Annotated in this window: 29 protein-coding genes; 11 read left to right on the top strand and 18 right to left on the bottom strand. The window is 67.0% G+C overall.

What is annotated here, in order from left to right; translation table 11 throughout:
* Positions 1-26 precede the first annotated feature (26 nt).
* Positions 27-779 carry a hypothetical protein gene (locus G6N42_RS19370; RefSeq protein ID WP_163731554.1) on the top strand — a complete coding sequence of 251 codons (753 nt, stop codon included), beginning with the start codon at positions 27-29 and terminating at the stop codon, positions 777-779.
* On the opposite strand, the gene disA is transcribed toward G6N42_RS19370, so the two are convergent.
* The 3 genes from disA to G6N42_RS19355 all read right to left on the bottom strand — a co-directional run bounded on the left by disA (position 776) and on the right by G6N42_RS19355 (position 3931).
* Entirely contained in the window at positions 776-1894 is a 1119-nt protein-coding gene (gene disA / locus G6N42_RS19365; RefSeq protein WP_163731551.1) for a DNA integrity scanning diadenylate cyclase DisA, read from the bottom strand. The genes G6N42_RS19370 and disA overlap by 4 nt on opposite strands.
* A gap of 10 nt (positions 1895-1904) precedes the next feature.
* Positions 1905-3299 (bottom strand): DNA repair protein RadA, encoded by a 1395-nt coding sequence (gene radA, locus G6N42_RS19360; RefSeq protein ID WP_163731548.1) that lies wholly within the window; start codon positions 3297-3299, stop codon positions 1905-1907.
* A 68-nt stretch (positions 3300-3367) separates the two neighbouring features.
* A complete protein-coding gene (locus G6N42_RS19355; RefSeq protein WP_163731544.1) occupies positions 3368-3931 on the bottom strand; it encodes a copper chaperone PCu(A)C domain-containing protein in 564 nt (187 codons plus the stop codon).
* 239 nt (positions 3932-4170) lie between these two features.
* Here G6N42_RS19355 and carD point away from each other — a divergent pair, with 239 nt between their 5' ends.
* Genes carD through rlmB form a run of 4 tightly spaced genes read left to right on the top strand, consistent with a single transcriptional unit; the run spans position 4171 to position 7507 of the window.
* Complete coding sequence (gene carD, locus G6N42_RS19350) at positions 4171-4659, top strand: RNA polymerase-binding transcription factor CarD (RefSeq protein ID WP_003888533.1); 489 nt, start codon at positions 4171-4173, stop codon at positions 4657-4659.
* Positions 4660-4664: 5 nt separating this feature from the next.
* Positions 4665-5144 carry a 2-C-methyl-D-erythritol 2,4-cyclodiphosphate synthase gene (gene ispF / locus G6N42_RS19345; protein ID WP_163731541.1) on the top strand — a complete coding sequence of 160 codons (480 nt, stop codon included), beginning with the start codon at positions 4665-4667 and terminating at the stop codon, positions 5142-5144.
* 20 nt (positions 5145-5164) lie between these two features.
* On the top strand, positions 5165-6565 hold the full coding sequence (gene cysS, locus G6N42_RS19340; protein WP_163731538.1) for a cysteine--tRNA ligase: 1401 nt from the start codon (positions 5165-5167) through the stop codon (positions 6563-6565).
* Positions 6566-7507 carry a 23S rRNA (guanosine(2251)-2'-O)-methyltransferase RlmB gene (gene rlmB, locus G6N42_RS19335; protein ID WP_163731535.1) on the top strand — a complete coding sequence of 314 codons (942 nt, stop codon included), beginning with the start codon at positions 6566-6568 and terminating at the stop codon, positions 7505-7507.
* Here rlmB and G6N42_RS19330 read toward each other — a convergent pair.
* From G6N42_RS19330 to mrf, 5 genes are all read right to left on the bottom strand, one after another.
* The gene (locus G6N42_RS19330; protein WP_232076196.1) at positions 7504-8307 is read right to left on the bottom strand and encodes an SGNH/GDSL hydrolase family protein; all 804 of its coding nucleotides are present in this window, start codon (positions 8305-8307) and stop codon (positions 7504-7506) included. The genes rlmB and G6N42_RS19330 overlap by 4 nt on opposite strands.
* Positions 8308-8411: 104 nt before the next feature.
* Positions 8412-9653, bottom strand: a complete 1242-nt coding sequence (locus G6N42_RS19325) for an SLC13 family permease (protein ID WP_163731530.1) — start codon at positions 9651-9653, stop codon at positions 8412-8414.
* On the bottom strand, positions 9644-10564 hold the full coding sequence (locus tag G6N42_RS19320) for an MBL fold metallo-hydrolase (protein ID WP_163731526.1): 921 nt from the start codon (positions 10562-10564) through the stop codon (positions 9644-9646). Before G6N42_RS19320 ends, G6N42_RS19325 begins: the two co-directional genes overlap by 10 nt.
* 10 nt (positions 10565-10574) lie before the next feature.
* Positions 10575-10823, bottom strand: a complete 249-nt coding sequence (locus G6N42_RS19315) for a type B 50S ribosomal protein L31 (protein WP_163731524.1) — start codon at positions 10821-10823, stop codon at positions 10575-10577.
* A complete protein-coding gene (gene mrf / locus G6N42_RS19310; protein WP_163731521.1) occupies positions 10820-12004 on the bottom strand; it encodes a ribosome hibernation factor-recruiting GTPase MRF in 1185 nt (394 codons plus the stop codon). The genes G6N42_RS19315 and mrf overlap by 4 nt, the downstream gene beginning before the upstream one ends.
* Before the next feature lie 61 nt (positions 12005-12065).
* Between mrf and rpmB the strand changes: the two genes are divergently transcribed.
* From rpmB to G6N42_RS19290, 4 genes are read left to right on the top strand one after another with little or no spacing between them, the layout of a single operon-like run.
* Positions 12066-12302 (top strand): 50S ribosomal protein L28, encoded by a 237-nt coding sequence (gene rpmB, locus G6N42_RS19305; RefSeq protein ID WP_163731518.1) that lies wholly within the window; start codon positions 12066-12068, stop codon positions 12300-12302.
* A complete protein-coding gene (gene rpmG, locus G6N42_RS19300) occupies positions 12302-12466 on the top strand; it encodes a 50S ribosomal protein L33 (RefSeq protein ID WP_163731515.1) in 165 nt (54 codons plus the stop codon). Before rpmB ends, rpmG begins: the two co-directional genes overlap by 1 nt.
* Positions 12466-12720: a 30S ribosomal protein S18 gene (gene rpsR / locus G6N42_RS19295; RefSeq protein WP_163731512.1), complete on the top strand. Its 255-nt coding sequence runs from the start codon at positions 12466-12468 to the stop codon at positions 12718-12720. Before rpmG ends, rpsR begins: the two co-directional genes overlap by 1 nt.
* A 9-nt stretch (positions 12721-12729) precedes the next feature.
* A complete protein-coding gene (locus tag G6N42_RS19290) occupies positions 12730-13761 on the top strand; it encodes a CobW family GTP-binding protein (protein WP_163731509.1) in 1032 nt (343 codons plus the stop codon).
* 1 nt (position 13762) lies between these two features.
* Here G6N42_RS19290 and G6N42_RS19285 read toward each other — a convergent pair whose 3' ends face one another.
* The 4 genes from G6N42_RS19285 to bluB are packed head-to-tail and all read right to left on the bottom strand — an operon-like array spanning position 13763 to position 16912.
* A complete protein-coding gene (locus G6N42_RS19285; protein WP_163731505.1) occupies positions 13763-14479 on the bottom strand; it encodes a TIGR03943 family putative permease subunit in 717 nt (238 codons plus the stop codon).
* Positions 14476-15423: a permease gene (locus G6N42_RS19280; protein WP_163731501.1), complete on the bottom strand. Its 948-nt coding sequence runs from the start codon at positions 15421-15423 to the stop codon at positions 14476-14478. Before G6N42_RS19280 ends, G6N42_RS19285 begins: the two co-directional genes overlap by 4 nt.
* A 38-nt stretch (positions 15424-15461) precedes the next feature.
* Entirely contained in the window at positions 15462-16253 is a 792-nt protein-coding gene (locus G6N42_RS19275) for a LamB/YcsF family protein (RefSeq protein WP_163731499.1), read from the bottom strand.
* Entirely contained in the window at positions 16214-16912 is a 699-nt protein-coding gene (gene bluB / locus G6N42_RS19270; protein WP_163731496.1) for a 5,6-dimethylbenzimidazole synthase, read from the bottom strand. Before bluB ends, G6N42_RS19275 begins: the two co-directional genes overlap by 40 nt.
* 7 nt (positions 16913-16919) lie before the next feature.
* Here bluB and G6N42_RS19265 point away from each other — a divergent pair, with 7 nt between their 5' ends.
* Positions 16920-17726, top strand: coding sequence for a sulfurtransferase (locus G6N42_RS19265; RefSeq protein ID WP_163731493.1), 807 nt, complete (start codon positions 16920-16922; stop codon positions 17724-17726).
* Here G6N42_RS19265 and G6N42_RS19260 read toward each other — a convergent pair.
* Genes G6N42_RS19260 through G6N42_RS19250 form a run of 3 tightly spaced genes read right to left on the bottom strand, consistent with a single transcriptional unit; the run spans position 17723 to position 20301 of the window.
* A complete protein-coding gene (locus tag G6N42_RS19260) occupies positions 17723-18583 on the bottom strand; it encodes a metal ABC transporter permease (protein WP_197905541.1) in 861 nt (286 codons plus the stop codon). The genes G6N42_RS19265 and G6N42_RS19260 overlap by 4 nt on opposite strands.
* Positions 18576-19379 carry a metal ABC transporter ATP-binding protein gene (locus G6N42_RS19255; RefSeq protein WP_163731491.1) on the bottom strand — a complete coding sequence of 268 codons (804 nt, stop codon included), beginning with the start codon at positions 19377-19379 and terminating at the stop codon, positions 18576-18578. The genes G6N42_RS19260 and G6N42_RS19255 overlap by 8 nt, the downstream gene beginning before the upstream one ends.
* A gap of 7 nt (positions 19380-19386) precedes the next feature.
* A complete protein-coding gene (locus tag G6N42_RS19250; RefSeq protein ID WP_163731488.1) occupies positions 19387-20301 on the bottom strand; it encodes a metal ABC transporter solute-binding protein, Zn/Mn family in 915 nt (304 codons plus the stop codon).
* Between the two features lie 100 nt (positions 20302-20401).
* Here G6N42_RS19250 and G6N42_RS19245 point away from each other — a divergent pair, with 100 nt between their 5' ends.
* Positions 20402-21502: an Rv3575c family transcriptional regulator gene (locus G6N42_RS19245; protein WP_163731485.1), complete on the top strand. Its 1101-nt coding sequence runs from the start codon at positions 20402-20404 to the stop codon at positions 21500-21502.
* Here the strand turns inward: G6N42_RS19245 and G6N42_RS19240 are convergent.
* From G6N42_RS19240 to kstR, 3 genes are read right to left on the bottom strand one after another with little or no spacing between them, the layout of a single operon-like run.
* Positions 21499-22437 carry a phosphotransferase gene (locus G6N42_RS19240; protein ID WP_163731482.1) on the bottom strand — a complete coding sequence of 313 codons (939 nt, stop codon included), beginning with the start codon at positions 22435-22437 and terminating at the stop codon, positions 21499-21501. The genes G6N42_RS19245 and G6N42_RS19240 overlap by 4 nt on opposite strands.
* Positions 22424-23170, bottom strand: coding sequence for a trehalose-phosphatase (gene otsB, locus G6N42_RS19235; protein WP_163731479.1), 747 nt, complete (start codon positions 23168-23170; stop codon positions 22424-22426). The genes G6N42_RS19240 and otsB overlap by 14 nt, the downstream gene beginning before the upstream one ends.
* Positions 23171-23172: 2 nt before the next feature.
* Positions 23173-23778: a cholesterol catabolism transcriptional regulator KstR gene (gene kstR, locus G6N42_RS19230; protein WP_163737815.1), complete on the bottom strand. Its 606-nt coding sequence runs from the start codon at positions 23776-23778 to the stop codon at positions 23173-23175.
* Between the last annotated feature and the right edge of the window lie 225 nt (positions 23779-24003).

Below are 24003 nucleotides of genomic sequence, written 5' to 3'. Positions count from 1 at the left end.
CATAATCCGGCCTTACCGTGTGAATTGTGCTGGATCTAGAACCGCAGGGCCCACTACCCCAACAGATTTACTGGCGCCGCAGGGCACTGGCGCTGGGCGTTGCGGTGATCGTCATCGGCGTGATCGCAGCCCTCTCTGTCGTGATCATCAAGTCCGTGGGCGGCACCGAGAACACCGCCGCCGAACAGCCCGCCCCCGCCGCCACGCCGACGCCACTGCCGGGGGAGAACCCCGAGGTCAAGACCCCGGTGATACCGCCGGCGCAGAATGCCCCACCGCCCACCCCCACCCCCACCGCGGCTGTCGCCCCGCCGCCGGTGCTCAACGAGGGCGATGACTGCCCCGATTCGACGCTGGCCGTCAAGGGCATCACGAACCAGCCGCAGTACGTCGTCGGCGATCAGCCGAAGTTCACGATGGTTGTCACGAACATCGGCCTGGTGGCGTGCAAGCGCGACGTGGGCGCCGCGGTGCTGGCGGCCTACGTCTACACGCTGGAGAACGGCAGGCTGTGGTCGAACCTGGACTGCGCGCCATCGAACGAGACGCTGGTCAAGACATTCCAGCCCGGCGAGCAGGTGACGACCGAAGTGACCTGGACCGGGATGGGCTCGGCACCGAACTGCCCGCTACCGCGGCAACCCATCGGGCCGGGCATGTACAACCTCGTGGTCCAGCTGGGCAACCTGCGCTCGGCGGCGGTCCCGTTCGGCCTCGCCGCCCCCGCGCCTGCGCCGCCGCCCGGTGAGGCGCCGCCGCCACCGCCCGCGGTGGGTTAGGCCAGCCGGTCGGCGATCGTCGATTCGGCCAACTGCGACAACCCTTCTCGGATGTGGCGCGCCCACATCGATCCGATGCCCTCGACGTTCTGTAGATCGGTCGCGCTCGCGGCTAGCAGTCCCTGCAGTGAGCCGAACGAGCGCACCAGCAGGTCGACGTGGGCGAACTGCAGTCGGGGGATGCCCGCCATCGCCCGGTAACCGCGCGAGCTCATCGCCGAATCCTGTGCCTCGGCGGTCGATGGGTAACCGAAAACCCTTGCCAGCGCGGTGAAATCGAGCAGCTCGTTGTCGGAGAGGTGGTCCAGCTCCTCCAGCGTTGCGCTGACCTGAGCGGCGGTCGGCGGGTCCGGGTTGGCGTGGTAGTCGCGCACGATCAGCTCGCGCGCGGTCTCGTTGTCGCCAACCAGCTCTTCCAGCTGCAGCTTGAGCTGACGTCCGTCGGTGCCGAGTTCGACCACGTCCGAATCGATTTCCAGGCTGATCCGCCGCACCATCTCCAGCCGCTGCACGAGCGTCATCACATCGCGCAGCGTGACGAAGTCCTCGATTTCGGCCGTCGACAGTTGCCTGCTGACCTCGTCGAGGCGGGCCTTGTAGCGCTCCAGTGTGTCGATGGTCTGGTTGGCGCGCGACAGGATGGTCGCCGAGTCGGGGATCACGTGGCGTTCGCCGGCCACGTACACGGTCACGATGCTCATCGAATGGCTCACCGAGATCACCGGGTAGCCCGTCTGGATGGCGGTGCGCTCCGCGGACCGGTGCCGGGTGCCGGACTCTTCGGTGGGGATCGACGGATCGGGCACCAGCTGGACGTTGGCCCGCAGGATCCGGCTGCCGTCGGAGGACAGCACCACGGCGCCGTCCATCTTGGACAGCTCGCGCAGTCGCGTCGGCGCGTAGCGGACGTCGAGCGAGAAACCGCCGTCGCAGATCGCCTCGACGCTGTCGTCATAGCCGATGAGGATCAGCGCGCCGGTGCGGCCGCGCAGGATGCGCTCGAGCCCGTCGCGCAGCGCGGTCCCCGGGGCCAGTCGGGAAATGGTCTCGCGCATGGTTGGCCTCGCCAGCGGCACAACGGTGCGGCTGGACCTCCCACCAGGCTTGACAGCCATTGAACCCCTCCTACGACTGGCCGCTATTCTGCGCGATTTCTCGCAGCACCCGCAATGCCGAGCCGATGTTGTCGGCCGATATCGCGCGCAGTCGGGCGGGCACCGCCGTCACGCCGGGAGGCACCACGGCCACAGTGAAGCCCAGCCGTGCGGCCTCGGCCAGCCGGCGATCCATACCGCTGACGCGGCGCAGATCGCCGGCGAGTCCGACTTCGCCGATCGCCACGGCCGAGGCGGGCATCGGCAGGTCCATGCACGACGACGCGATCGCCAGTGCCACCGCAAGATCGGCGGAGGGATCAGTCAACCGCATGCCCCCAACCGTCGACAGGTAGATGTCATTGGCGCCGACCGGCAGCTTCGCCCGCTTCTCCAGCACCGCCGTGATCATCGCCGCGCGCGACGAGTCGATACCGCTGACCGCTCGCCGCGGCGACCCGCTCGCCGGTGCTCCGATGAGCGCCTGTACCTCGCCGATGAGCGGGCGCTTACCGTCGAGCGTGACCGTGACGGCCGTCCCAGACACCGGCTGGGGCCGCTGATCGCGGAACAGTGCCGACGGATCCGAGACACATTCGATTCCGTTGTCGTGCAACAGAAAACAGCCGACCTCGTCGGCCGCGCCGAAGCGGTTCTTCACACCGCGAACCATGCGCAGCGACGACTGCCGGTCACCCTCGAAGTGCAGGACGACGTCGACGAGATGCTCCAGTGAGCGGGGCCCCGCGATCGCACCGTCCTTGGTGACGTGGCCGACCAGGATCAGCGCCACGCCGGAGGTTTTGGCGGCCATCGTCAGCGTCGTGGTCACCGCGCGCACCTGGGTGACGCCACCGGTGACGCCGTCGGCTTCGGTCGTCGACATGGTCTGCACCGAGTCGACGATGACCAGGCTGGGCTTCACTTCGTCGATGTGGCCGAGCACCATCTGCAGATCCGACTCGGCGGCCAGGAAGACCTCGTCGTGCGTGCAGCCGGTGCGCCCGGCCCGCATCCGGATCTGGCCGGCCGATTCCTCGCCGGAGAGGTAGAGCGCGCGCTTTCCGCTCTCGGCCCACCGGTGCGCGGCCTCCAGCAGCAGGGTCGACTTCCCGACTCCAGGTTCACCGGCCAGCAGCGTCACCGACCCGGGGACCACTCCGCCCCCGAGGACCCGGTCGAGTTCGGTGATTCCGGTGCCGACGTGCCGGGTGTGGCCGGGATCGATCGAGCTGATCGGTACCGCGGGCGAGGTCGGGGCGACCGCGCGCCGCATCGATGACCCGTTGACGGCGGAGAGCACCGCCACCTCGTCGACCGTGCCCCAGGTGCCGCAATCCGCACACCGGCCGACCCACTTCGCCGTGACGTGGTGGCATTCGGAGCAGCGGTACTGCGACCGTGGCTTGGCGCCACTTTTAGGCATGGGGCGACCGTAGCCGCACGGACCGACAGAAATCCCGTGGTGAGCGGCCGTGTCGCGGAGTTGTGCGGTCAGTGACCGCCGGAGCCGCCGCCCGAGTGGCCTGCGCTGCCGCCCTCTTCGCGCCGCGGGCTCTCACCGGCGGAAATCGGCACTGCGAACGTGCCCTCGCCGCCCTTCTCGAACGTGAACGTGAAGTTGTACGTCAGGCCGTTGGTGATCGGCTTCGTCAGCTCCACCTTCGCTTCGGCCGCGTCGACCGTCTCGACGCTTTCGAGCGGAGTGATTTGCCCGTCGGGGGCGCCCACTACGAGGTTGCCCGTCGCGGGCAGGGCGGTGTCGCCGCTCAGCGTGACCGTTCCGACGTCGGACGTGATCGACACCAGCTTGTCGTTGACGTCCGGCGAGTTGTTGGAAGCGACGAAAATCAGGTCCACCTCACTGCCCGGCTGCACGTAATCCGACGTCTGGTCGACCCGCAGGTGGGCGTTGCGCACCGCGATCTGGCCGATGTTCGCGCTGGTGCCGTTCACCGCGGGTTCCTGGGTGGCCGTCTGGGAAACCTGCCCGGCCCCGCAGGCACTCAGGACGACGGTGGCTGCCAGTCCACAGGCGGCCAGTTTGAAGCGGTCCACACGTGCCTCCTGCTCGACGGACTTTGGATTCGACTATGGACTGTAGTAGGTGCGCGTGGCGGGCGGTAGCTGAGGGCCGACGGACGGTCCGCAGATTTCTCGATGGCAGCAGCGTGTTGCACGTATTCATCCGCCTGTCAACCCCTAGTCTCGACCGGGAGTGCCCCTGACCTGCACCGTTGATCCACGCCTGTCTGGACCCCGTGCTAACATTGGGTTGTGAAAGGGGCTCTAATCTGATGATTTTCAAGGTCGGAGACACCGTCGTCTATCCACACCACGGCGCCGCGCTGATCGAAGCGATCGAAACCCGGACCATCAAAGGCGAACAGAAGGAATACCTCGTCTTGAAGGTCGCCCAGGGCGATCTCACCGTTCGAGTCCCAGCGGAGAATGCCGAATACGTGGGCGTGCGAGACGTCGTCGGGCAAGAAGGTCTCGACAAGGTTTTCCAGGTGCTCCGCGCGCCGCATACCGAGGAGCCGACCAACTGGTCGCGCCGCTATAAGGCCAATCTCGAGAAGCTGGCCTCCGGCGACGTGAACAAGGTCGCCGAGGTGGTTCGCGACCTGTGGCGTCGCGATCAGGAGCGTGGCCTGTCCGCCGGCGAGAAGCGGATGCTGGCCAAGGCGCGTCAGATTCTCGTCGGTGAACTCGCGCTTGCGGAGAACACCGACGACGAGAAGGCCGCGACCATTCTCGACGAGGCACTTGCTGCCGCCTCCTGACGGCCATGACGAGCCTGCCCAGAGTCGGGCTCGGTACCGACGTACACCCGATCGAGAGCGGTAGGCCGTGCTGGCTGCTGTGCCTGTCGTTCGCTGACGCCGACGGCTGCGCCGGACATTCCGACGGCGACGTGGCCGCTCATGCGTTGTGTGACGCGCTGCTTTCCGCGGCCGGTCTCGGCGATCTCGGAGAGGTGTTTGGCACCGGCCGCCCCGAATGGCGCGACGTCAGCGGTGCCGACATGTTGCGCCATGTACATGGTCTGCTGGTGGCCGAGGGCTACCGCGTCGGCAACGCCGCCGTTCAGGTCATCGGCAACCGGCCCAAGGTGGGTCCGCGCCGGGCCGAGGCGCAGAAGTTGCTGTCCGAACTCCTCGACGCCCCGGTGTCGGTATCGGCGACCACGACAGACGGTCTGGGACTGACGGGCCGTGGCGAAGGTTTGGCCGCGATCGCGACCGCACTGGTCATTCCGCCCGAATAAGCCCGGTAAGCTGGCCCGTCGTGACCGACCTGCGGCTATACGACACGATGACGGGCGCCGTCCGCGACTTCGTGCCGGTGCGCGAAGGCCACGTGTCGATCTATCTCTGCGGCGCGACGGTGCAGGGTCTGCCTCATATCGGGCACGTTCGCAGTGGTGTGGCGTTCGACGTCCTGCGGCGCTGGCTGATGGCGAAGGGTTACGACGTCGCGTTCATCCGCAACGTCACCGACATCGACGACAAAATCCTGAACAAGGCCGCCGATGCGGGCAGGCCGTGGTGGGAGTGGGCCGCCACCTACGAGCGCGCGTTTTCGGCCGCCTACGACGCGCTGGGCGTCCTTCCGCCGTCGGCTGAGCCGCGGGCCACCGGGCACATCACGCAGATCGTCGAGCTGATCGAGCGGCTGATCGAACGTGGCCACGCCTACGTCGGTGGTGGAGACGTCTACTTCAACGTGCTGAGCCTGGCCGACTACGGAAAGCTGTCGGGCCATCGAATCGACGACGTGCATCAGGGCGAAGGCGTTGCCACCGGCAAACGCGACGAGCGCGACTTCACGCTGTGGAAGGGCGCGAAACCGGGTGAACCGTCGTGGCCGACGCCGTGGGGACGCGGCCGTCCCGGCTGGCACACCGAGTGCGTAGCGATGTGCGAGGCCTACCTTGGCGCCGAATTCGACATTCATGCCGGCGGTATGGACCTGGTGTTCCCGCATCACGAAAACGAGATCGCGCAGGCCGAAGCCGCCGGTGATCCGTTCGCCAGGTTCTGGTTGCACAACGGCTGGGTGACCATGGGCGGCGAGAAGATGAGCAAGTCGCTGGGCAATGTGCTGGCGATACCGGCTGTGCTGCAACGGGTTCGGGCTGCCGAACTGCGGTACTACCTGGGCAGCGCGCACTACCGGTCGATGCTGGAGTTCTCCGAGACGGCGCTGCAGGACGCGGCGAAGGCCTACACCGGGATCGAGGATTTCCTGCACCGCGTGCGCACCCGGGTCGGCGCGGTGGTGCCGGGCGAGTGGACACCGAAGTTCGCGGCGGCCCTGGACGACGACCTGGCGGTGCCGATTGCGCTGGCTGAAATCCACGCCGCGCGCGCCGAGGGAAACCGGGCATTGGACGCCGGCGACCACGAGACAGCGCTGGCACAGGCGATGTCGATCCGAACGATGATGGGCATCCTGGGCGCCGATCCGCTCGACGAGCGCTGGGAGTCCAAAGACGAGACTTCGGCCGCGCTGGCCGCGGTCGATGTGCTTGTGCAGGCCGAGGTGCAGCGCCGCGCTGACGCCCGGGACAGACGCGACTGGGCCGAGGCCGACGCCATCCGCGACCGTCTCAAAGCGGCCGGAATCGAGGTCACCGACACCGGTGACGGACCGCAATGGACACTGCTGGACGGTTACACAAAGTAAATGGCTGGAAACTCCAAACGCCGCGGCGCAATTCGCAAGCCGGGCACCAAGAAGGGGCCGACCGTCGGTTCTGGCGGTGTGCGCCGCCGTGGCCTCGAGGGCAGGGGAGCGACTCCGGCCGCCAAGGACCGGGTCAATCATCCCGCGGCCAAACGCGCCGCCAAGGCGGCCAGGAAGCAACAGGGCCGGCAACGCAAGACCGACGACGTCGAATTGGTGCTCGGGCGCAATCCCGTTGTGGAATGCCTGCGCGCGGGAGTGCCTGCCTCCGCGCTCTACGTCGCCCTCGGCGCGGAATCCGACGAACGTCTGACCGAATCAGTCACGCGGGCAGCCGATTCCGGTATCGCAATCCTCGAGGTGCCCCGGACCGATCTGGACCGGATGAGCACCAACGGGCTGCATCAGGGCATCGCTTTGCAGGTGCCGCCGTATCAGTACGCACATCCCGACGACCTGCTGAAGTCTGCGACGACGGACGTGTCGCCCGCCCTGCTCGTCGCCCTGGACAACATTTCCGATCCGCGCAACCTCGGCGCGATCGTGCGGTCGGTGTCCGCATTCGGCGGTCACGGTGTGCTCATCCCGCAGCGCCGATCGGCGTCGGTTACGGCGGTCGCATGGCGCACCAGTGCCGGTGCGGCCGCCCGGCTTCCGGTGGCTCGGGCGACGAATCTCAATCGCACGCTGAAGGATTGGGCCAACGCGGGCCTGCAGGTGGTGGGTCTCGATGCCGACGGTGACATCACGGTGGACGAGCTGGACGGCGCCGGCCCGATCCTGGTCGTCGTCGGATCCGAGGGCAAGGGTCTGTCGCGGCTGGTCAGGGAGAACTGCGATGTGATCGTGTCGATTCCGATGGCCGGGCCGACGGAATCGCTGAACGCATCGGTGGCCGCCGGGGTGGTACTCGCCGAAATCGCCCGCCAACGTCGCAGTTAGTACGCGGGCTGCAGAATCTCGACCAGCCCAGGCAATTTCGGTTCTATACCGGCACCTGGCGTCACGCGCCGTAGCCGACGCGCCACCCACGGCGCAGCGAATGCCGTCGCCCATCGCAGGTTCTGCCACCAGGTGTGTACCGGAGGCGACGATGTCAGCACGGCGGCTGAGCGCGACGTGAGGCTGTGCGGCACCGTGAGTGTGTCGAGGACTTTGGCGGCCATGCGTTCATGCCCGAGTGGGGACAGGTGAACGCGGTCGCCCGCCCACAGTCGCGGATCCCGAAATTCGTTGAACCGCCAGAAGTCCACGAGCTGTACACCGAGATCGTCGACGACGGTGCGCAGCAGCTCGTTGTAGATCGCGGCGCGGCCGCGCAGCCGGCGGAACAGCGGCACGGTGCCGAGATCGGCTGCGGTGAACGTGAGCACTACAGCACCCGTCTGCTGCAGCGTCTTCAGCGCATCGGCATAGCGCGCCATCATGGCGTCGATGTTGTTGCGCACCAACATCAGATCGTTCATCCCGGCGTAGACCGTCACGATATCGGGCTCGAGCATGACGGCGGTCTGGATCTGCTCGGTGAGGATCTCGTCCATGGTGCGCCCGCGCACCGCCAGATTGGCGTACCGCATGTGCGGGTTGTGTTGTCCGAGCACTTCTGCGACGCGATCCGCCCAGCCACGTAGACCGTTCGGGCGGGCTGGGTGGGGGTCGCCGATACCTTCGGTGAACGAGTCACCGAGTGCCACGTATCTGCTGAACACCGTCGGCGGAGCCGACGATCGGGACACAGCCATAGCACCAATGTGGCCGATGCTACGGCGACGCGCACCCCGCAGCGCCGCCGGTGGCTCAATCGACATGCGTTGTCCCACTGTCGTTTGAGCGCAGGTAACCGGGCCTACACACCGATCAATTGGATGCTCAGCCACAGGGCTGCGACCGATGCCAGCAGGGTGAGCGGCACGGTGCACAACCCAATCCGGGTGAACTCGACGAACCCGGTCGGCATCTCCCGGCGTACGACACCACGCCACAGCAGGTTGGCCAGTGAGCCGACGTACGTCAGATTCGGACCGATGTTCACGCCGATCAGTACGGCGAGCACGGCGGCCGGGCCCGACGCCGCGACCAACGGAAGCATGACCAGGACCGCGGGCAGGTTGTTCACGAGATTGGACAGCACGGCGGCGATAGCGGCGATTCCGAGCAGTGCGAGCATCGTGCTCCCGGTGGGCAGCACATGCCGCATCGCGGAGTCGAGGCCGTGCAGCATCACCGCGTCGACGACGACACCGAGGCACAACACGAACGCGAGAAACGGTGCGTCGACAGCGGACGCGATCCGCGTGACGGTGGTGTCGCGGCGCGCGAGTGCGCGCACGCCTAGGACGGTTGCGCCGGCCAGGGCCGCCCAGGCGGGGGAGTGTCCAAGGAGCGAAGTCACCGCAAACCCGACGAGGGTGAGCGCGAGTACCACCAGCACGAACACCGGCACGTCGACGGGCTCTGAGGTATTCACCCGCTGCGACTCGATCGACAGATCGCGCTTGAAAAGCCAACGTAGAAGGACGAACTCGACGGCGATCGCCGCCAGCCACGGCAGGGCCATGATCGCGGCGAAATGCAGGAACGTCAGGCCCGCCGCCGTGAACGCCAACAGGTTGGTCAGGTTGGACACCGGCAGCAGCAGCGAAGCGCTGTTGGACAGGTGGGCGGTGGCGTACGCATGTGGTCGGGCCGGTACCGCCAGCGTACGTGCGGTCGCGAGGACGACCGGTGTCAGCAGCACGACCGTCGCATCAAGGCTCAGGATCGCGGTGGTTGCCGACGCGACGACGAACACCATGGACAGCAGGTGTTTGGGGTTGCCCGCGCTGAACCGCGCCATCGCGACGCCCGCAGCGCGGAACAGGCCTTCGTCGTCGCACAGCTTCGCGAGCACCAGGATCGCGGCAAGGAAACCGACGACGGGCAGCAGCCGGTTCACTTCGGCCAACGCCTCCGGCACCGAGATGACGCCGGCGACGATCAGCGTGGCGGCCGCCGGTACCGCGACGATGGCCTCGGGCCAGCCGTGCGGGCGCACTATGGCGAACAGCAGTACGACGACCAGCGCGACGAGCGCCAGGCTCAACCCCACGGGTCTGCGCGCTGCCAGAGCGTAGGCAGATGCAGCGCGACACCGTCCTCGCGCGCCAGCCGGGACAGCACCTGCATCGTGACGTCCAGATCGTCACCCGCGTAGGGCAGCGCGCGCAGCGGCTTGTGCAGCGGGCGGAAGAAGTCGTCCCAATGGATCAGGACGACGCGGCGCGCACCCACCGCGCGCACAGCTTCTGCCCAGTAGTCGAGCAGGTACTGCTCGGGCTGCACACCGAGCTGCCCGACGCCGAGGTACACGACGTCGGCCCGCTGTGTGGCCAGCGCGCCGGGCAGGAAACCGGCGCTGCCGACGATCAGCAACCGCCGGTCCGACGGCCGGTGATGCACGACCGTCGACCATGCTTCACCGCACTTGTATGCCGACGCGCGCACCGGTGGCGCGACGGGTTCGGTGATGACGCCGGGAAAGCGGTCGGGTGGGCAGTGTTCGGACTCGATCAGCGTGACGTCATACGCCCCAAGGGTTATGGCTTTGCCCGGTGTCGCCACGACGAGGCGATCGTCGGGCAACCCGTGACCGAGGCCGACCTGTCGCGCCGACGTTCCGCCGACCACCTTCGCGCCGGTGCGCTGGGCGACCACGGCGCTGTCCATCGCGTGGTCGAAATGGGTGTGCACCGGCAACACTGCCTCAAGGCGCTGCACCCCCATTCGCGCCAACGAGCCGTCGATCCGCGGCGTCGACGGCGACAACGACCGCAGCCCGACCTCAGCCAGGCTCGGCCGGGAGAAGAAGCCGTCGGTCATCACCGCGGACTCACCGTCGTCGACGAGCAGCGTGGTGACGCCGGCCCAGGTGACGGTCAGCGGCGCACCCTCGGTCGCAGCGGGCTCGTCGAAGTAACCGGCGTAGTCGGCCAGGTCCGGCCTGCCGAGCTTGAGGCGCATAGCGCCAACCTTATGTGCGGTCCCCGTAGCGCCTGCGGAACTTCTCGACCTGCCCGGCGGTGTCGATGTGGCGGCGCGAGCCTGTCCAGAACGGATGCGACGAGGCGCTGATGTCGACGACGACAAGCGGATAGGTGCGGCCGTCCTCCCATTCGACGGTGCGCTCGCTCGTCAACGTCGATCGTGTCAGGAATGCGTCACCGGTGGTCGCATCCTGGAACACCACGGGGTGGTAGTCGCGATGGATATCGGGTTTCACCGTTCTTCTCCTTCGTGCTTCGCGATGATGACGTCGCCCGCGTGTTCGGCCCTGTCCTCGCATGGGTCGTGGTGCCAATCGCCGAACGGGTCGGCGTACGCGCGCCATTCGTGCGGCCGCGCCATTTCCTCGTCGGTCAGCAGCGCGGCCTGAAGTCCGTCGGCGATGGCCTCGGGTTGGGCGCCGCAGACGAGCACCGTCAACGCCACGTGACGATCACCGACGGTGTCGTGCCAGTCGGCCGACGCTAGCGCGCACCGTTGCGGGTCCGCGTACGCCAACTGGTTGGAAGTCATTGCGGCCAGCCACTTTCCGGCGTACTCGGTCCGCAGCCCACAGCCGGCGGATTCGATCCACATCGCGTCGTCGAACCGGTTCGCCAGCCACAGCCTGCCCCGGGTCCGCACCACACCGTCCAACAGCAGATCCAACGCATCGTGCAGGCGTTCGGGATGGAACGGCCGTCGCGCGGAGAACAGGATGAGCCCGACGTCGCCGTCGCCGGACAGCGACGGCTCACCGGCCAGTAGGGGATCATGCGGATTGTCGCTGCGACCGCGACGGCTGTCGGGTTCGAGATTGGCCAGCGCGGTCTCGGCCCGGCCGGCTCCGACCGTGAGCCGTGCCAGCGGAGCCAGCCTGCGCAGCACCGCCAGCGTGCGGGTGTCGGGGTCGGTGAGCACGAGTGCATCCGCGAACTCGGCCTGGGCCACCACCACCTGCGCGACGGTGCGCCCGTCGGCGAGATCGTCGTCACCGAGCGATTGGCTGAGCCAGTTCGCGGAGTCGATGCACGTCACCACCGCGTCGATACGGACGTCGCAGGCGGCAGGCCCGTCGAGGTAGCCGGGCCCCACGCGCACCCGGACGTTGTTGATCGCCCAGCAGACGGGTTCGGGTTCCAGCCACGGCATCAAGCGCACGACGATGCGGTCGATGTCGCTGCGACGGTGCAGCCGTCTGAGCAGGATCAGCAGGTCGTTGCGCACGGTGCAGGTGACGCAGCCCTTCCTCAGCTCGAGCGGCCACTCCGTCGTATCGCCGGCCACGCCGACGCGCCGTAGCACCACCTGACCGTCGAACCTGTGCTCGACGACGACGGTGCCAGGTTGTCTGGCCACGACGTCGACGACGCCATCGGTATCGCCCTGACCGCAGATCAGGACCACCGGCGTTCGCATGCGTACCTCCTGTACTATTGAAAACGATTATCATTTACATTAGCGCAACGAAGGGAGGGCCGTGTCCGCGCACTGTCAGGTCACCGGCCGATCGCCGAGCTTCGGCAATTCCGTATCGCATTCGCACCGTCGCACCCGTCGGCGGTGGAACCCGAACATCCAGTCCAAGACCTACTACCTGGCCTCGGAGCGCCGTCGCGTCACGCTGCGGGTGAGCGCCAAGGGAATCAAGGTCATCGACCGTGACGGCATCGAGGCCGTCGTCGCCCGGCTGCGTCGTGAAGGGACGAAAATCTGATGGCGCGCAACGATATCCGGCCCATCGTCAAACTGAAGTCCACCGCGGGCACGGGCTATACCTACGTCACACGCAAGAACCGTCGAAACGACCCCGACCGGATCGTGCTGCGCAAGTACGACCCGGTGGTACGGCGCCACGTCGACTTCCGTGAGGAGCGTTGATGGCCAAGAAGAGGCAGGTCCGCCGATCTCCTGCACCTGAACCCAAGCGGCATAAGACAAATCCGCTGAAGGCTGCCGGCATCACCCACGTCGACTACAAGGACGTGCAGCTGCTCCGCACATTCATCTCCGAACGCGGCAAGATCCGGTCGCGCCGTGTGACGGGGTTGTCGGTGCAGCAGCAGCGGCAGGTCGCCATCGCGATCAAGAACGCTCGAGAGATGGCGCTGCTGCCGTACGCCACCCTGCGGTAATCTCCGCGCGTGAGAACCGTTCCAGTCATCGCGTTGACTGGTTATCTGGGCGCAGGTAAGACGAGTCTGCTGAACCATGTCCTGCGAACCCCGAGAGCGCGACTTGGCGTGATCGTCAACGACTTTGGCGCGCTCAACGTCGACGCCGGGCTGGTCGTCGGCCAGATCGACGAACCCAGTTCGATCACCGGTGGTTGTGTGTGTTGCCTGCCGGACAACGGTGGGCTCGACGACGCGCTGACCAAGCTCACCGACCCGCGGCTCGACCTCGACGCCATCATCGTCGAGACCAGCGGCCTGGCCGACCCGGTCGCCGTGGCGCAGCTGATCCGCTTCAGCGGCGTTGACGGCGTGCGGCCAGGCGGCATAGTCGACGTCATCGACGCCACCACCCACTTCGACGTCGTCGATCGCGACAGAACTCCGCCGGCTCGCTACGGCGCCGCGTCCTTGATCGTCGTCAACAAGATGGACCAACTGCCCGAGGACGACCGGCAACCGCTGCTCGAACGAATCGAGCAGCGTGTTCGCGAGCGCAACCCACTCGCCCCCGTGGTCGGGACGGTCGGCGCGCGAATCGATCCCGCGCTGCTGTATGACCTACCCCGAACGGATGACGAGCTGGGCCAGCTCTCGTTCAGGGAACTCCTCTTCGAATCCGCGGAAGAGACGCATGCCCATGCCGACGATGACCACGCCCACGCCGACGCGGTCACGGTGACCAGCTCGGGGTGTATCGACCCGGGCAAGTTACTCGACCTGCTGGAGGATCCGCCGCCTGGGGTCTATCGGGTCAAGGGCGCGATCGCCGTGCGATATCGCTCCGCAGTGCGGCCCTATGTCGTCCATCTGGTTGGTCCGTCCATACATGTCTCCACCGCTCCCGCGTCGGCGACGCCGAACAGCCTCGTTGCCATCGGAATGGATCTCGACACCGAAGACGTGCGTGCCCTTCTGGATGCCGTCCTCGCCCCATGCGAGGGAAACGCATCGGCAGGCGCGATTCGCCGCCTGCAGCGTTATCGCCGACTCAGCCTGTGAATCAATACTCGTACAGATTCGCGGGCGGTTCGATACGGGTGGCGGAGAAGACCTCCATGACGGCGATCGGGCCATTGCGTGAAAAGGTCTGTCCGGATGGGACTTCAGCCTCGACCCGCAACCAGGTGTTCTCTGGATAGGCGGCGATCTGTTGCGCGGCCGGACCGCTGACGCGGATCCGCGCCAGCGAGGCATCGGCGGCGCAGCAGATGATCACCACGCGCGCCAGATCCGTGCGACCGTCCTCCTTGAACGTGAATCCAGTTACCGTGATCAGCCTGCCGTCAAGGGTGTTCGCCGAATCCCGCGCTATCCGCACCAGAAGCTCCGGCAGCGAGATGGCCGGTGCACGTTCGGCGGGCAACGCGGGGAACGGCCGTCGCTGCACTTCAGAGGACACCTCGGTCACCGACGGGGTGGCGGCTTCGGGGGCGATGGCAGGCGGAACGATGAAACCGATCACCGCGATGGGAACGACCAGCAGCCAGGCTGCCGACGCGCGGTGCGCATGGCCGTCGTCGTGAGGCGCGTCGGCCGCTCCACGGCGGATGTCGCGCACGATCGAGATCAATGCGAGCACTATCAGCAGGATCGCCGACACCGCCAGCCACGGCAGCAGCGAAGGCTTGACGTACCTGGTGTAGGTCCCGGTGATGGTGATGATTCCCGTGGCCATGCCGACGAGCAACAGAAGAACGTTCTCGGTCTCGCGACTCATTGCGTACCCACCAGCAGCAGTCCGACACCCGAGGCGACCAGTGTGGCCACCACGAACGTCGTCGGCGCGAACCGCAAAGCGAAAGCGCGACCGAACATCCCGGCCTGCATCGCGAACAGCTTGAGATCGACGGCCGGACCGACGACGAGAAACACCAGGCGCGGCAGCAGTGGGAGCATCGTCAAGCTGGCGGCGACGAACGCGTCCGCCTCTGAACACAGCGACAAGACCACGGCGAGCAGCGCCATGGTCAAGATGCCGAGCACGATCTGCCCTGCGAGCTTCTCGTACATCCACGGCGGCACGACCACCCGAAGCGCCGCTGCAGCGGCAGCGCCGATCACCAGATACGAGGCCGCTTGCAGGAAGTCGTGCCGGGCGGCCTCGGTGAACACCGTCCAGCGCGACCCCTCGCCGTCGCGCGGTTGCGGCAGGCGCCGGGTTATCCACTCGGTTCGGCCGAACCGCGCCCACACGGCTCCCATGATCAGCGCAGTCACCAACGACGCGATACACCGCGCCGCCACCATTTGCGGCTGGCCGGGGAATGCGACAGCCGTGGCGACCAGCACGACGGGGTTGATGGCTGGGGCGGCGAGCATGAAGGTCAAGGCGGCGGCGCCCACTGCCCCGTCACCGAACAGGCGTCGCGCAACTGGAACCGAACCGCACTCGCAGCCGGGCAGTGCGGCACCGCCGACACCCGCAGCTAGGATCGCCGCGGCGGGTCTGCGTGGCAACCAGCGAGTCAGCCGTTCGGGCGTCACGAACGCCGCGACAAGTCCACTGATCACGATTCCGAGGGCCAGGAACGGAATGGCCTGCACGAAGATCCCGCTGAAAACCGTTGCGGCGGTCGAAAGTTCCGCCGAGCCAACGACGAATCCCCTCAGCGCAGTGCCGAAAACGGCCAATGCGACCATGCCGACGACCAGCACGTGCATGGACCCGATCCGCCGGCGCGGTTCGGTCAGGGCGGTGTTCAGGTGAAGGCCTTGATCTCGACTCCGTCGGAATGCAGCCGTGCCCTGACTGCATGGGCGATCTGCACCGCCCCCGGTGAATCTCCGTGCACACAAACAGATTCGACCGTGATCGGAATCGTGGAGCCGTCTACTGCGGCAACTCGACCCGCCGTCACCATCGACGACACCCGGTCTGCGATCTCCTCGACGTCATGAAGTACCGCGTTGTGCAGCCGCCGCGACACCAGCTGCCCGTCGGATCGGTACGCACGGTCGGCAAACGCCTCGGGCACGGTCCGCAGGCCGAGCTCCTGCGCCTCGGCGAAGAACACCGATCCCGATAGGCCGAGGACGGGCAGTGCGGGGTCGACCGCATGCACCGCTTCGGCGACCGCACGTGCCTGATCATGATTGGTGACGATCGTGTTGTACAGCGCGCCATGGGGTTTGACGTAACTTACCGTCGACCCGGCGACTTGAGCGATCGCCTGTAGCGCGCCGATCTGGTAGATCACGTCCGCCTTCAGGTCTTCTGGATCGGCGTCGATGAAGCGTCTGCCGAATCCGGCGAGATCGAGATAGCTGACCTGCGCGCCGATGCGCACGTCGCGTTCGGCTGCCGCCCGGCACGTCCGCAGCAACAGTGCAGAGTCGCCGGCGTGGAAGCCGCATGCGACGTTGGCGCTCGTGACGACATCGAGCATCGCGTCGTCGTCGCCGAGTTTCCACACTCCGAAGCTCTCACCGAGGTCGGCGTTGAGATCGACGGTCACGTCGACCAGCCTACGATCGGCGCGGGCGCGGCCCATCGGTTCTCGGCGACGAACTCGCTCAGCGGTCGTCCGACCGCCCAATCGTCGATCTCGAGTTGCGGGCGGTCGGGAAACTCCGGCACCGGACCAAGACACAGCACCGCGACAGCCTCGGCGTCCTCCGGCACACCGAGCAACTCCCCGAGCCGGCGCGGGTCGAATATCGACACCCACCCCATGCCGAGACCTTCGGCACGTGCGGCCAGCCACAGGTTCTCGATGGCGCACGACACCGACGCAAGATCCATCTGTGGCAGCGTGCGCCTGCCGAACACGTGGTCCTGCCTCCCGTCGCCGAGAGCGACGACCAAGAGCTCGGCACAGTCCAGAATGCCTTCGACCTTCAGGGCCAGGAACTCGGCGTTGCGCGGCCCGAGCGCCTCGGCCGTGCGCTGACGTTCGTCGTCGACGACGGCGTGGATGTCGCGGCGCAACGCCAGGTCGGTGATCCGGATGAATCTCCACGGCTGCATCAGCCCGACGCTGGGCGCGGCATGCGCGGCCTGCAGCAATCGAACCAGGACATCCTCGGGGATCTCGGATCCGGGGACGAAGCGGCGCATATCGCGGCGTGCGGCGATCACCCGGTAGATCGCGCTTCGCTCAGCGGGACTGAATGCGTGCTCGGTCACGCTCGTGAGCTTAGGTGGCACCATCGACGGGGTGACCCGTGAGCTCGTACTGATCAGCGCGGCGGAACTGAAGCGGCGGCTGGATGCCGGCGAGCGGCCGACGATCCTGGACGTGCGCTGGCAGCTCAGCGAGCCCGACGGACGCGCGGCATTCGAGCGAGGGCACATCCCGGGCGCGGTGTACGTCTCGCTGGAGGACGAGTTGTCCGACCACACCGTCATCGGGCATGGCCGCCACCCGCTGCCGTCGGGGCGAGACCTGGAGGCGGCCGCCAGGCGGTGGGGTGTACGCGACGGTTCGTCGGTCGTCGTGTACGACGACTGGAACCGGGCCGGGTCGGCGCGCGCCTGGTGGGTGCTGACCGCGGCGGGCATCGCCGATGTGCGCATACTCGACGGCGGACTGGCCGCCTGGTCCGGTCCGCTCGAAACTGGTCCGGCGAGCACGCAACCCGGTGATGTGACGGTCTCACACCACGACCTGTACGCGGGTGCGTTGCCGACACTCACCGCCGAGCAGGTGATCGCCGCCGACCTGACCCTGCTGGACACTCGCGCGCCGGAACGCTTCCGCGGCGAGGTCGAACCCGTCGATCCGGTCGCGGGCCACATTCCCGGCGCCCGCAATGTCCCGAGCACGAGCCTGCTGGACCGCGACGGGCGTTTCGTCGCCGATGTCCCGGAGTCCAGCGGCGCCGTGGGCGTGTACTGCGGATCGGGTGTCACGGCGTCGGTCGTGGTCGCTGCGCTCGCCGCGGCCGGAGTCGGCGCCGCGCTGTATCCGGGCTCATGGTCTGAATGGTCTTCGGAATCAACACGTCCGGTGGAACGGGACTAACTGCGGGCACGGCCGCGACGACCGATCAGCCAGCACACCAAAAAGATCGCGAACGAGATCGTCGTGACGAACACCGAAACCGGTACCCCAGGCGCCAGGGACAGCAGGATGCCCCCGACGGCGGACACCTCGGCGAAGATCACCGATGCCGCGACTGCCGCCCCGGGTGACGAGAACACCCGAACTGCGGCCGCAGCGGGGGTGATCAGCAGTGACATCACCAGCAACGCCCCGACGATCTGCACGCCCTGTGCGGCCGTGACCCCGACCAGCGCGGCGAAGACAATGCCCAACGCGCGCACCGGAACTCCGCGTCCCGCCGCCACCTCAGGGTCGACGGTGGCGAACAACAGGGGACGGTAGGACACCGCAAGCACGACGATGACGACCACCGACACGACGGTCAATAACGCCAGCCCGGAGTAGCCGACGCCGACGATCTGCCCGGTCAGCAGCGCGAAGCTCGTCCCGCTGCGACCGGGATAGAGATGGATGAACAGCACTGCAAGGCCGAGCCCGAACGCCAGCACCACACCGATCGCCGAATCCCGTTCACGTGCACGCTGGCCCAGCACCCCGAACAAAACTGCGGCCAGTGCGCATCCGACCAGTGCGCCGATACCGACGTTGAAACCGGCGAGCAGTGCGAAAGCCGCTCCGGTGAGGGACAATTCGCTGGATCCGTGCACCGCGAACGACATCTGCCGCATCACGATGAACGGTCCGATCAACCCGGACACCAGGGCGAGCAGTGCGGCCGCGAGCAGGGCCTGCTGGACGAAGTCGCGGCGCAAGAGGTCGAGGGTGATGTCGAACGAGAACAGGTGCGCCAGCAGGTCGGTGAGCCGTTCACTCATGGTCGTGGCCGCTCGCGTGTGCCGAGTGGTCGTGCTCGCCGACCACGACGTAGCGGCTGCCGACCTTCACCACCTGGATGTCGGCGCGATACAACTCGGAAAGGGTCGCCGAGGTCATCACCTCTTCGACGGTGCCGATCCGGAATCGGCCGTCGACCAAATACAACACCCGGTCTATGTATGGCAGAACGGGATTGACCTCATGGGTGACGAAAAGTACGGCGGTGTTCGCGTCGCGCCGGCGCGCATCGATCAGCGTCGACACCAGCCGTGCGTTGGCCGGATCCAGGTTGAGCAGTGGCTCGTCGCACAGCAGCAGCACCGGATCCGTGGTCAGCGCCTGGGCGATCCGCACCCGCTGGAGCTCGCCGCCCGACATCACACCGACCGGCATATTCGCGAGTGTCTTGCCGTTGACCTGGTTCAGCGCCCGCTGCACGGCTGTGCGCTTGGCCGAACGGTCGGTCGCCAGACCCCAGCGGTGACCGTCGAACCCCAAACCGACGAGATCACACGCCCGCAGCGACAGCCCGCTGTCGATCGCACGGTGCTGGGGCACGTAACCGATTCGCCTGCTGCCCTTTTCGACCGGCTTCCCGCAGATCGTGACCTTGCCCGCGGTGAGTTGCAGTTGGCCGAGCAGCACCTTGAGCAGGGAAGTCTTGCCGGTACCGTTCGGGCCGAGCACCGCGATGAATTCACCAGCGCGCACGGCGAGATCGAGTTGGTCCCACAGCACGCGTTCGGCGAACGCCAGCCGGGCGCCGGTCAGTTCGGCGACGACGTCAGCAGGCACAGATTGATTATCTGTTCGCCTGTGGCGCCTTATCCAACTGGCTCGCCAGCTGTTCGGCGGTTTGGCGCTGCCAGGTCAGGTAGTCGGTGCCATCGGGCAGGGTCTCCGTCACGTTCACGACGGGTATCGAGGCGCGGTTGGCAGCGTCGGCAAGCTGCTTGGTGACCGCGGTCTCGGTCTGCGGGTTGTACAGCAACGCGGACACCTGCCGAGCGTTGATCATGTCGAGCATCGCGGCCAGGTCCGCGGGGGACGGGTCGGTGTCCTCCTCGATCGCGTTGGCGAAGCCCTCTGGAGTCTTGTCGGTGATACCGGCATTGACCAGCAGGTAGTGTGCGACGGGCTCGGTCGCGACGACGGAGGCCCCCGGATGCTCCTGGCCGATTGCGCGCTCGAGCGTCAGGATCTCGTCGGCCTTGGCGCCGAACGTCGCGGCGTTGGCGCGGTAGGCGTCGGCGTTGGCGGAGTCGATCGTCGACAGTCGTTCGGCGATCTGCGCGGCGACGGCCTTGGCGGTGGCCGGGTCGTAGAAGACGTGCTCGTTCGGAGGCTGCGACGAGGGTGGTAGCAGTGCGTAGGCCGAATATCCGCTGACGCTCGGCACGTCCGGATGTTCTTCGAGCACGTGCTCGACCCAGTGGTCGTAGTCGCCGCCGTTGAAGACGACCAGCGAGGCGTCGGTGAGCGTCGCGGTGTCGGCGGGGCTGGCCTCGAACGAGTGCGGATCGGCGACGGTCCCGTTCACGATCGACGTCACGGAAGCATGGTCGCCGGTGACAGCGCTGGCCACGCTGCCCCAGACATCGGTGGACGCCACGACGGACGCGGTGCCGGCATCGGATTGCACCGATTCCCGCTGACTGCATCCGGCGGCGCCGATCGCAACCACCACCGCCGTCATCGCCGCAAAGCTGGCACGCATGGCATCTCCCGTAAGCCTCTGAACAGAAATGAAAACCGTTTCCAATAACTCTAGCCCACGGCATCCCGGGTAACGCAAATTCATCGGCTAACGTCACATCATGTCCAGGAGTCCAGCGCCCCGGCGCCGGGCGACTCTGGCCTCGTTGGCCGCCGAGCTGAAGGTCTCGCGGACCACCATCTCCAACGCCTACAACCGGCCGGATCAGCTGTCGGCCGATCTGCGTGACCGCGTACTGGCCACCGCTAAGCAGCTGGGCTACCCGGGACCGGACCCGGTGGCCCGGTCGTTGCGCACTCGCAAGGCAGGGGCGGTCGGGTTGATGATCACCGAACCCCTCAACTACTCGTTCAGCGATCCCGCCGCGCTCGACTTCGTCGCCGGCCTCGCGGAGTCGTGCGAAGAGGCCGGGCAGGGACTGCTGCTCGTGGCGATCGGTCCGAAGCGCAGCCTCGACGACGGTTCGGCCGCCGTCCTGGCGGCTGGGGTGGACGGGTTCGTGGTGTACTCGGCTTCCGACGACGATCCCTATCTATCGGTGGTGCAGCAGCGGCACCTCCCGATCGTCGTCGTCGACCAGCCTAAGGATGCGCCTGGCACCTCGCGGGTGTGTATCGACGACCGCGAAGGCATGCGCCAACTCGCCGAACATGTTGTGGGCCTTGGCCACCGGGAGATCGGCCTGCTGACGATGCGACTGGGACGCGACTGGCCGCATGGGGGACCGGAGGCGGCATTGGCGGACCCCGACCGAGTCCAGACTCCGCATTTCCACGTCCAGCGCGAGCGCATTCACGGCGTATACGACGCGATGACCGCCGCGGGCCTCGACCCGGCGTCGCTGACCGTGGTCGAGAGCTATGAACACCTGCCGACGTCCGGTGGGGCGGCCGCCGAGGTGGCACTCCACGAGAACCCACGCATCACCGCTCTGATGTGCACGGCCGACGTGCTGGCGCTGTCGGCGATGGATCACTTGCGGGCGAAGGGTGTCTACGTTCCCGGTCAGATGACGGTGACCGGCTTCGACGGCGTACCCGAGGCGTTGCGGCGCGGCCTGACGACGGTGGTTCAGCCGAGCATGGAAAAGGGCAGACGCGCGGGCCGGCTGCTGCACAACCCGCCGCGCTCCGGCTTGCCGGTGATCGAGGTGCTCGAGACCCAGGTGGTGCGCGGCCGCACGTCGGGTCCGCCCGCCTAGACCTCGGTGATCGGCGGGCTGACGCGCCACTCGTCGAGTGTCGGCGTCAAACCATCGGCCAGCATCGGCAATTGCGGCACCATCGCCAGCGCCGCAGCTGCCGCCAGGCGGCCTGCCGCCTCGGTGACCCGCAACACCCGTTCGTCGACGGGACGAAGGCCCGCGGCCGTGGCGGCCGCGTTGTAGGCCGAAATTCCTTCGGGTCCCACCATCGCGAGGTCTGATTCGATCGCACCAAGGGTGACGAGTTCGAAGTCCGACCACAGGTCCCCGTCTTGTGTGCTGATCATGTTGTAGGAGGGCGCGTCACCGTGAATGGGCTGAATGCCGGCCCCGGGAAAAGTCTGTTCGAATGCGTGTGGTGACGTCAGCACCGGCGCGATCACGGACCATTCCCGTTGCGCCCGTTCAAGATCGGCGGCGGACAGCAGCTCGGGCATGCGCTCCAATGCGGCCAGCCCGTCGGGGATATAGGTTGCGAACGGTGCCCAGAAGCCAAGATCGCCGTCGTAGCAGCGCAATGCGGCGTGCAGGTGTGCGGTCTGCTCGATACGGCGCATGATGTTCGTGCTCGCGTCGGGGACTTCGTCGATCAACTGCCAGAAGGTCATCGAGAAGCCGTCGCGCCGAACGGGTTCACGCGGCACCAAAGGACTCGGGGGCACCACCGGATGGCCGCGGTCGGCCAGCCAACCCGTCACGGCGAGTTCGCGACGCTGCTGCGCGGTCTGGGTTTCCGGGGTCGCCGAATAGGACGGTGGCAGCACCGTGGGCACTCGGACGACGACGGGTACCGGAGCAAGATGAACGATCACGGAAAAAGCGTCATAGAGGACACGCGGCTGGGAGACCTCCAGTCCGAGGCCGCGACCCGCCGCGGTCGCGGCCGAAACCGCTCGTGCCGTGCGGGCTTTCAGCTCGTCAGCGGTGAGCACGTGCATTCAGCAGGTACGCCAATGCTTCTGCGACATCGTCAGGCGATCCGATGCGAAAGCCCGCTGCTGTGTCACCGGGTCCGACCTTGACGCCGATGTCGCCGTCTCGCATCCGCGCGAACGCCTTCTCGTCGGTGACATCGTCCCCGAGAAAGACCACCGCTGTGGAGGAGTTCTGGTCGCGCAGTATGTCGACCGCCTCGCCCTTGTCGGTCTGGATCACGGCGAACTCCAGCACCGCCTTGCCCGCGGTGGCGTGCGCGTCCCAGCTCTCCGAGGCCAGGCGGGCCTGCTCCAACGCCGCCTCTCCGTCGGCCGGACTGGCATTGCGGACGTGCAGGGCGACCGATGCCGGCTTGGTCTCCACAGTCACGCCTGGCTTGTCCGCTGCAATCTCGTTCAGCTCGGCAATGATTCGCGTCAGCAGAGCCTCGTCGATGTCGTGGGCGAACCCGGTGTCGAACTCGGCCCCGTGGCTGCCGACCAGATGAACGGATGCCGGCATCCTCGACAACGATCGCAGCACGCCGAGCGCCCGTCCGGATATCAGGGCCACGTCGGTGTCGGGCAGTTCGGCGAGCGCGGTCAACGCGGTGGCCGCATCGGGCAGCATCCGAGCGTCGGCCGGGTTGCTGACGATGGGTGCGAGGGTGCCGTCGAAATCACAGGTGACCAGTAACCGGGGAACCCGGCAAACCGTATCGAGCGCGCGCTGCAGTTCGACCGGGAGCACGCCTAGATCTTAGGGTGCTCGCCGTCGCCGATCAGAAGCCGCACGGCGAGATCCAGACGCTTGGCGACATCGGTCGCCGACGCCCGCCGCGTCAGCCAGGCCAGCAGGTTCGAAAGCCAGACGTCAGAGATGACGCGCGCGATGTGGTACTGGTCCTCGGTCGGCTCGCCGTCGCTCATGGCGCGGGCGAACATCGAGTCCATCAGCTTGCCGACGTGGTCGACCTCACCCGCCGCCGAGGCGTCGGCGAATACGAATGCCCGTGTCATCGCCTCGGTCAACAGCGGATTGCGCTGCATCGAGCGGTTGAGCTTGCCGACCATGACGTTCAGTCGCTGGTAGGGGGTGCCTCCGACGATGGTGGCACGGTCGGTCTTGGCGTCGATGCGCTCGAATTCCCGGCCCAGCGCCGAGACGAGCAGGTGCACCTTCGAAGGGAAGTAGCGATACAGCGTGCCTACCGCCACATCCGCCCGTTCCGCGACCGCGCGCATCTGGACCGCCTCGTAACCACCCTTGGAGGCGATGGCCAGGGTAGCGTCCAGGATTCGCTTGCGGCGCTCCCGCTGGGCTTCGGATCCCAGTTCGGACTCGGCCAACACCGCCACGGTCATCACCTGGGGCGGTCGCGAATCCGACCCCGATCCCTGGTTTGGCTGTGACAGGCCGGACATCTGTTCGACTACTCCTTCTCCGCACGGGTATCGCCGAAAACGATACGCATGCCGAACTACATTTTCTCACTTCAGAAACGCCGCGGCACCGACGTGTCCTGCTGCTATGGCGGTCGACTTGACGGTCGATCGCTGGCACTATTAGAACACGTTCTAGTG

The sequence above is a fragment of the Mycobacterium gallinarum genome, assembly GCF_010726765.1.
In the GTDB taxonomy this organism is placed as follows: domain Bacteria; phylum Actinomycetota; class Actinomycetes; order Mycobacteriales; family Mycobacteriaceae; genus Mycobacterium; species Mycobacterium gallinarum.
Note: the sequence above shows the minus strand (reverse complement) of the source record. Positions and strands in the feature narration are given on the sequence as shown.

What these genes read in the sequence shown, in the direction of transcription:
- rpsR (WP_163731512.1), top strand. Translation starts at nt 12,466, where the DNA reads ATGGCCAAGAAGAGGCAGGTCCGCCGATCTCCTGCACCTGAACCCAAG.
- G6N42_RS19330 (WP_232076196.1), bottom strand. Translation starts at nt 8,307, where the DNA reads ATGGCTGTGTCCCGATCGTCGGCTCCGCCGACGGTGTTCAGCAGATAC.
- disA (WP_163731551.1), bottom strand. Translation starts at nt 1,894, where the DNA reads ATGGCTGTCAAGCCTGGTGGGAGGTCCAGCCGCACCGTTGTGCCGCTG.
- mrf (WP_163731521.1), bottom strand. Translation starts at nt 12,004, where the DNA reads ATGCGAACGCCGGTGGTCCTGATCTGCGGTCAGGGCGATACCGATGGC.
- ispF (WP_163731541.1), top strand. Translation starts at nt 4,665, where the DNA reads ATGACGAGCCTGCCCAGAGTCGGGCTCGGTACCGACGTACACCCGATC.
- G6N42_RS19285 (WP_163731505.1), bottom strand. Translation starts at nt 14,479, where the DNA reads ATGAGTCGCGAGACCGAGAACGTTCTTCTGTTGCTCGTCGGCATGGCC.
- rpmG (WP_163731515.1), top strand. Translation starts at nt 12,302, where the DNA reads ATGGCGCGCAACGATATCCGGCCCATCGTCAAACTGAAGTCCACCGCG.
- radA (WP_163731548.1), bottom strand. Translation starts at nt 3,299, where the DNA reads ATGCCTAAAAGTGGCGCCAAGCCACGGTCGCAGTACCGCTGCTCCGAA.
- G6N42_RS19260 (WP_197905541.1), bottom strand. Translation starts at nt 18,583, where the DNA reads ATGAGTGAACGGCTCACCGACCTGCTGGCGCACCTGTTCTCGTTCGAC.
- rlmB (WP_163731535.1), top strand. Translation starts at nt 6,566, where the DNA reads ATGGCTGGAAACTCCAAACGCCGCGGCGCAATTCGCAAGCCGGGCACC.
- G6N42_RS19275 (WP_163731499.1), bottom strand. Translation starts at nt 16,253, where the DNA reads ATGGGCCGCGCCCGCGCCGATCGTAGGCTGGTCGACGTGACCGTCGAT.
- G6N42_RS19245 (WP_163731485.1), top strand. Translation starts at nt 20,402, where the DNA reads ATGTCCAGGAGTCCAGCGCCCCGGCGCCGGGCGACTCTGGCCTCGTTG.
- G6N42_RS19280 (WP_163731501.1), bottom strand. Translation starts at nt 15,423, where the DNA reads ATGCACGTGCTGGTCGTCGGCATGGTCGCATTGGCCGTTTTCGGCACT.
- bluB (WP_163731496.1), bottom strand. Translation starts at nt 16,912, where the DNA reads ATGGTGCCACCTAAGCTCACGAGCGTGACCGAGCACGCATTCAGTCCC.
- G6N42_RS19250 (WP_163731488.1), bottom strand. Translation starts at nt 20,301, where the DNA reads ATGCGTGCCAGCTTTGCGGCGATGACGGCGGTGGTGGTTGCGATCGGC.
- G6N42_RS19320 (WP_163731526.1), bottom strand. Translation starts at nt 10,564, where the DNA reads ATGCGCCTCAAGCTCGGCAGGCCGGACCTGGCCGACTACGCCGGTTAC.
- carD (WP_003888533.1), top strand. Translation starts at nt 4,171, where the DNA reads ATGATTTTCAAGGTCGGAGACACCGTCGTCTATCCACACCACGGCGCC.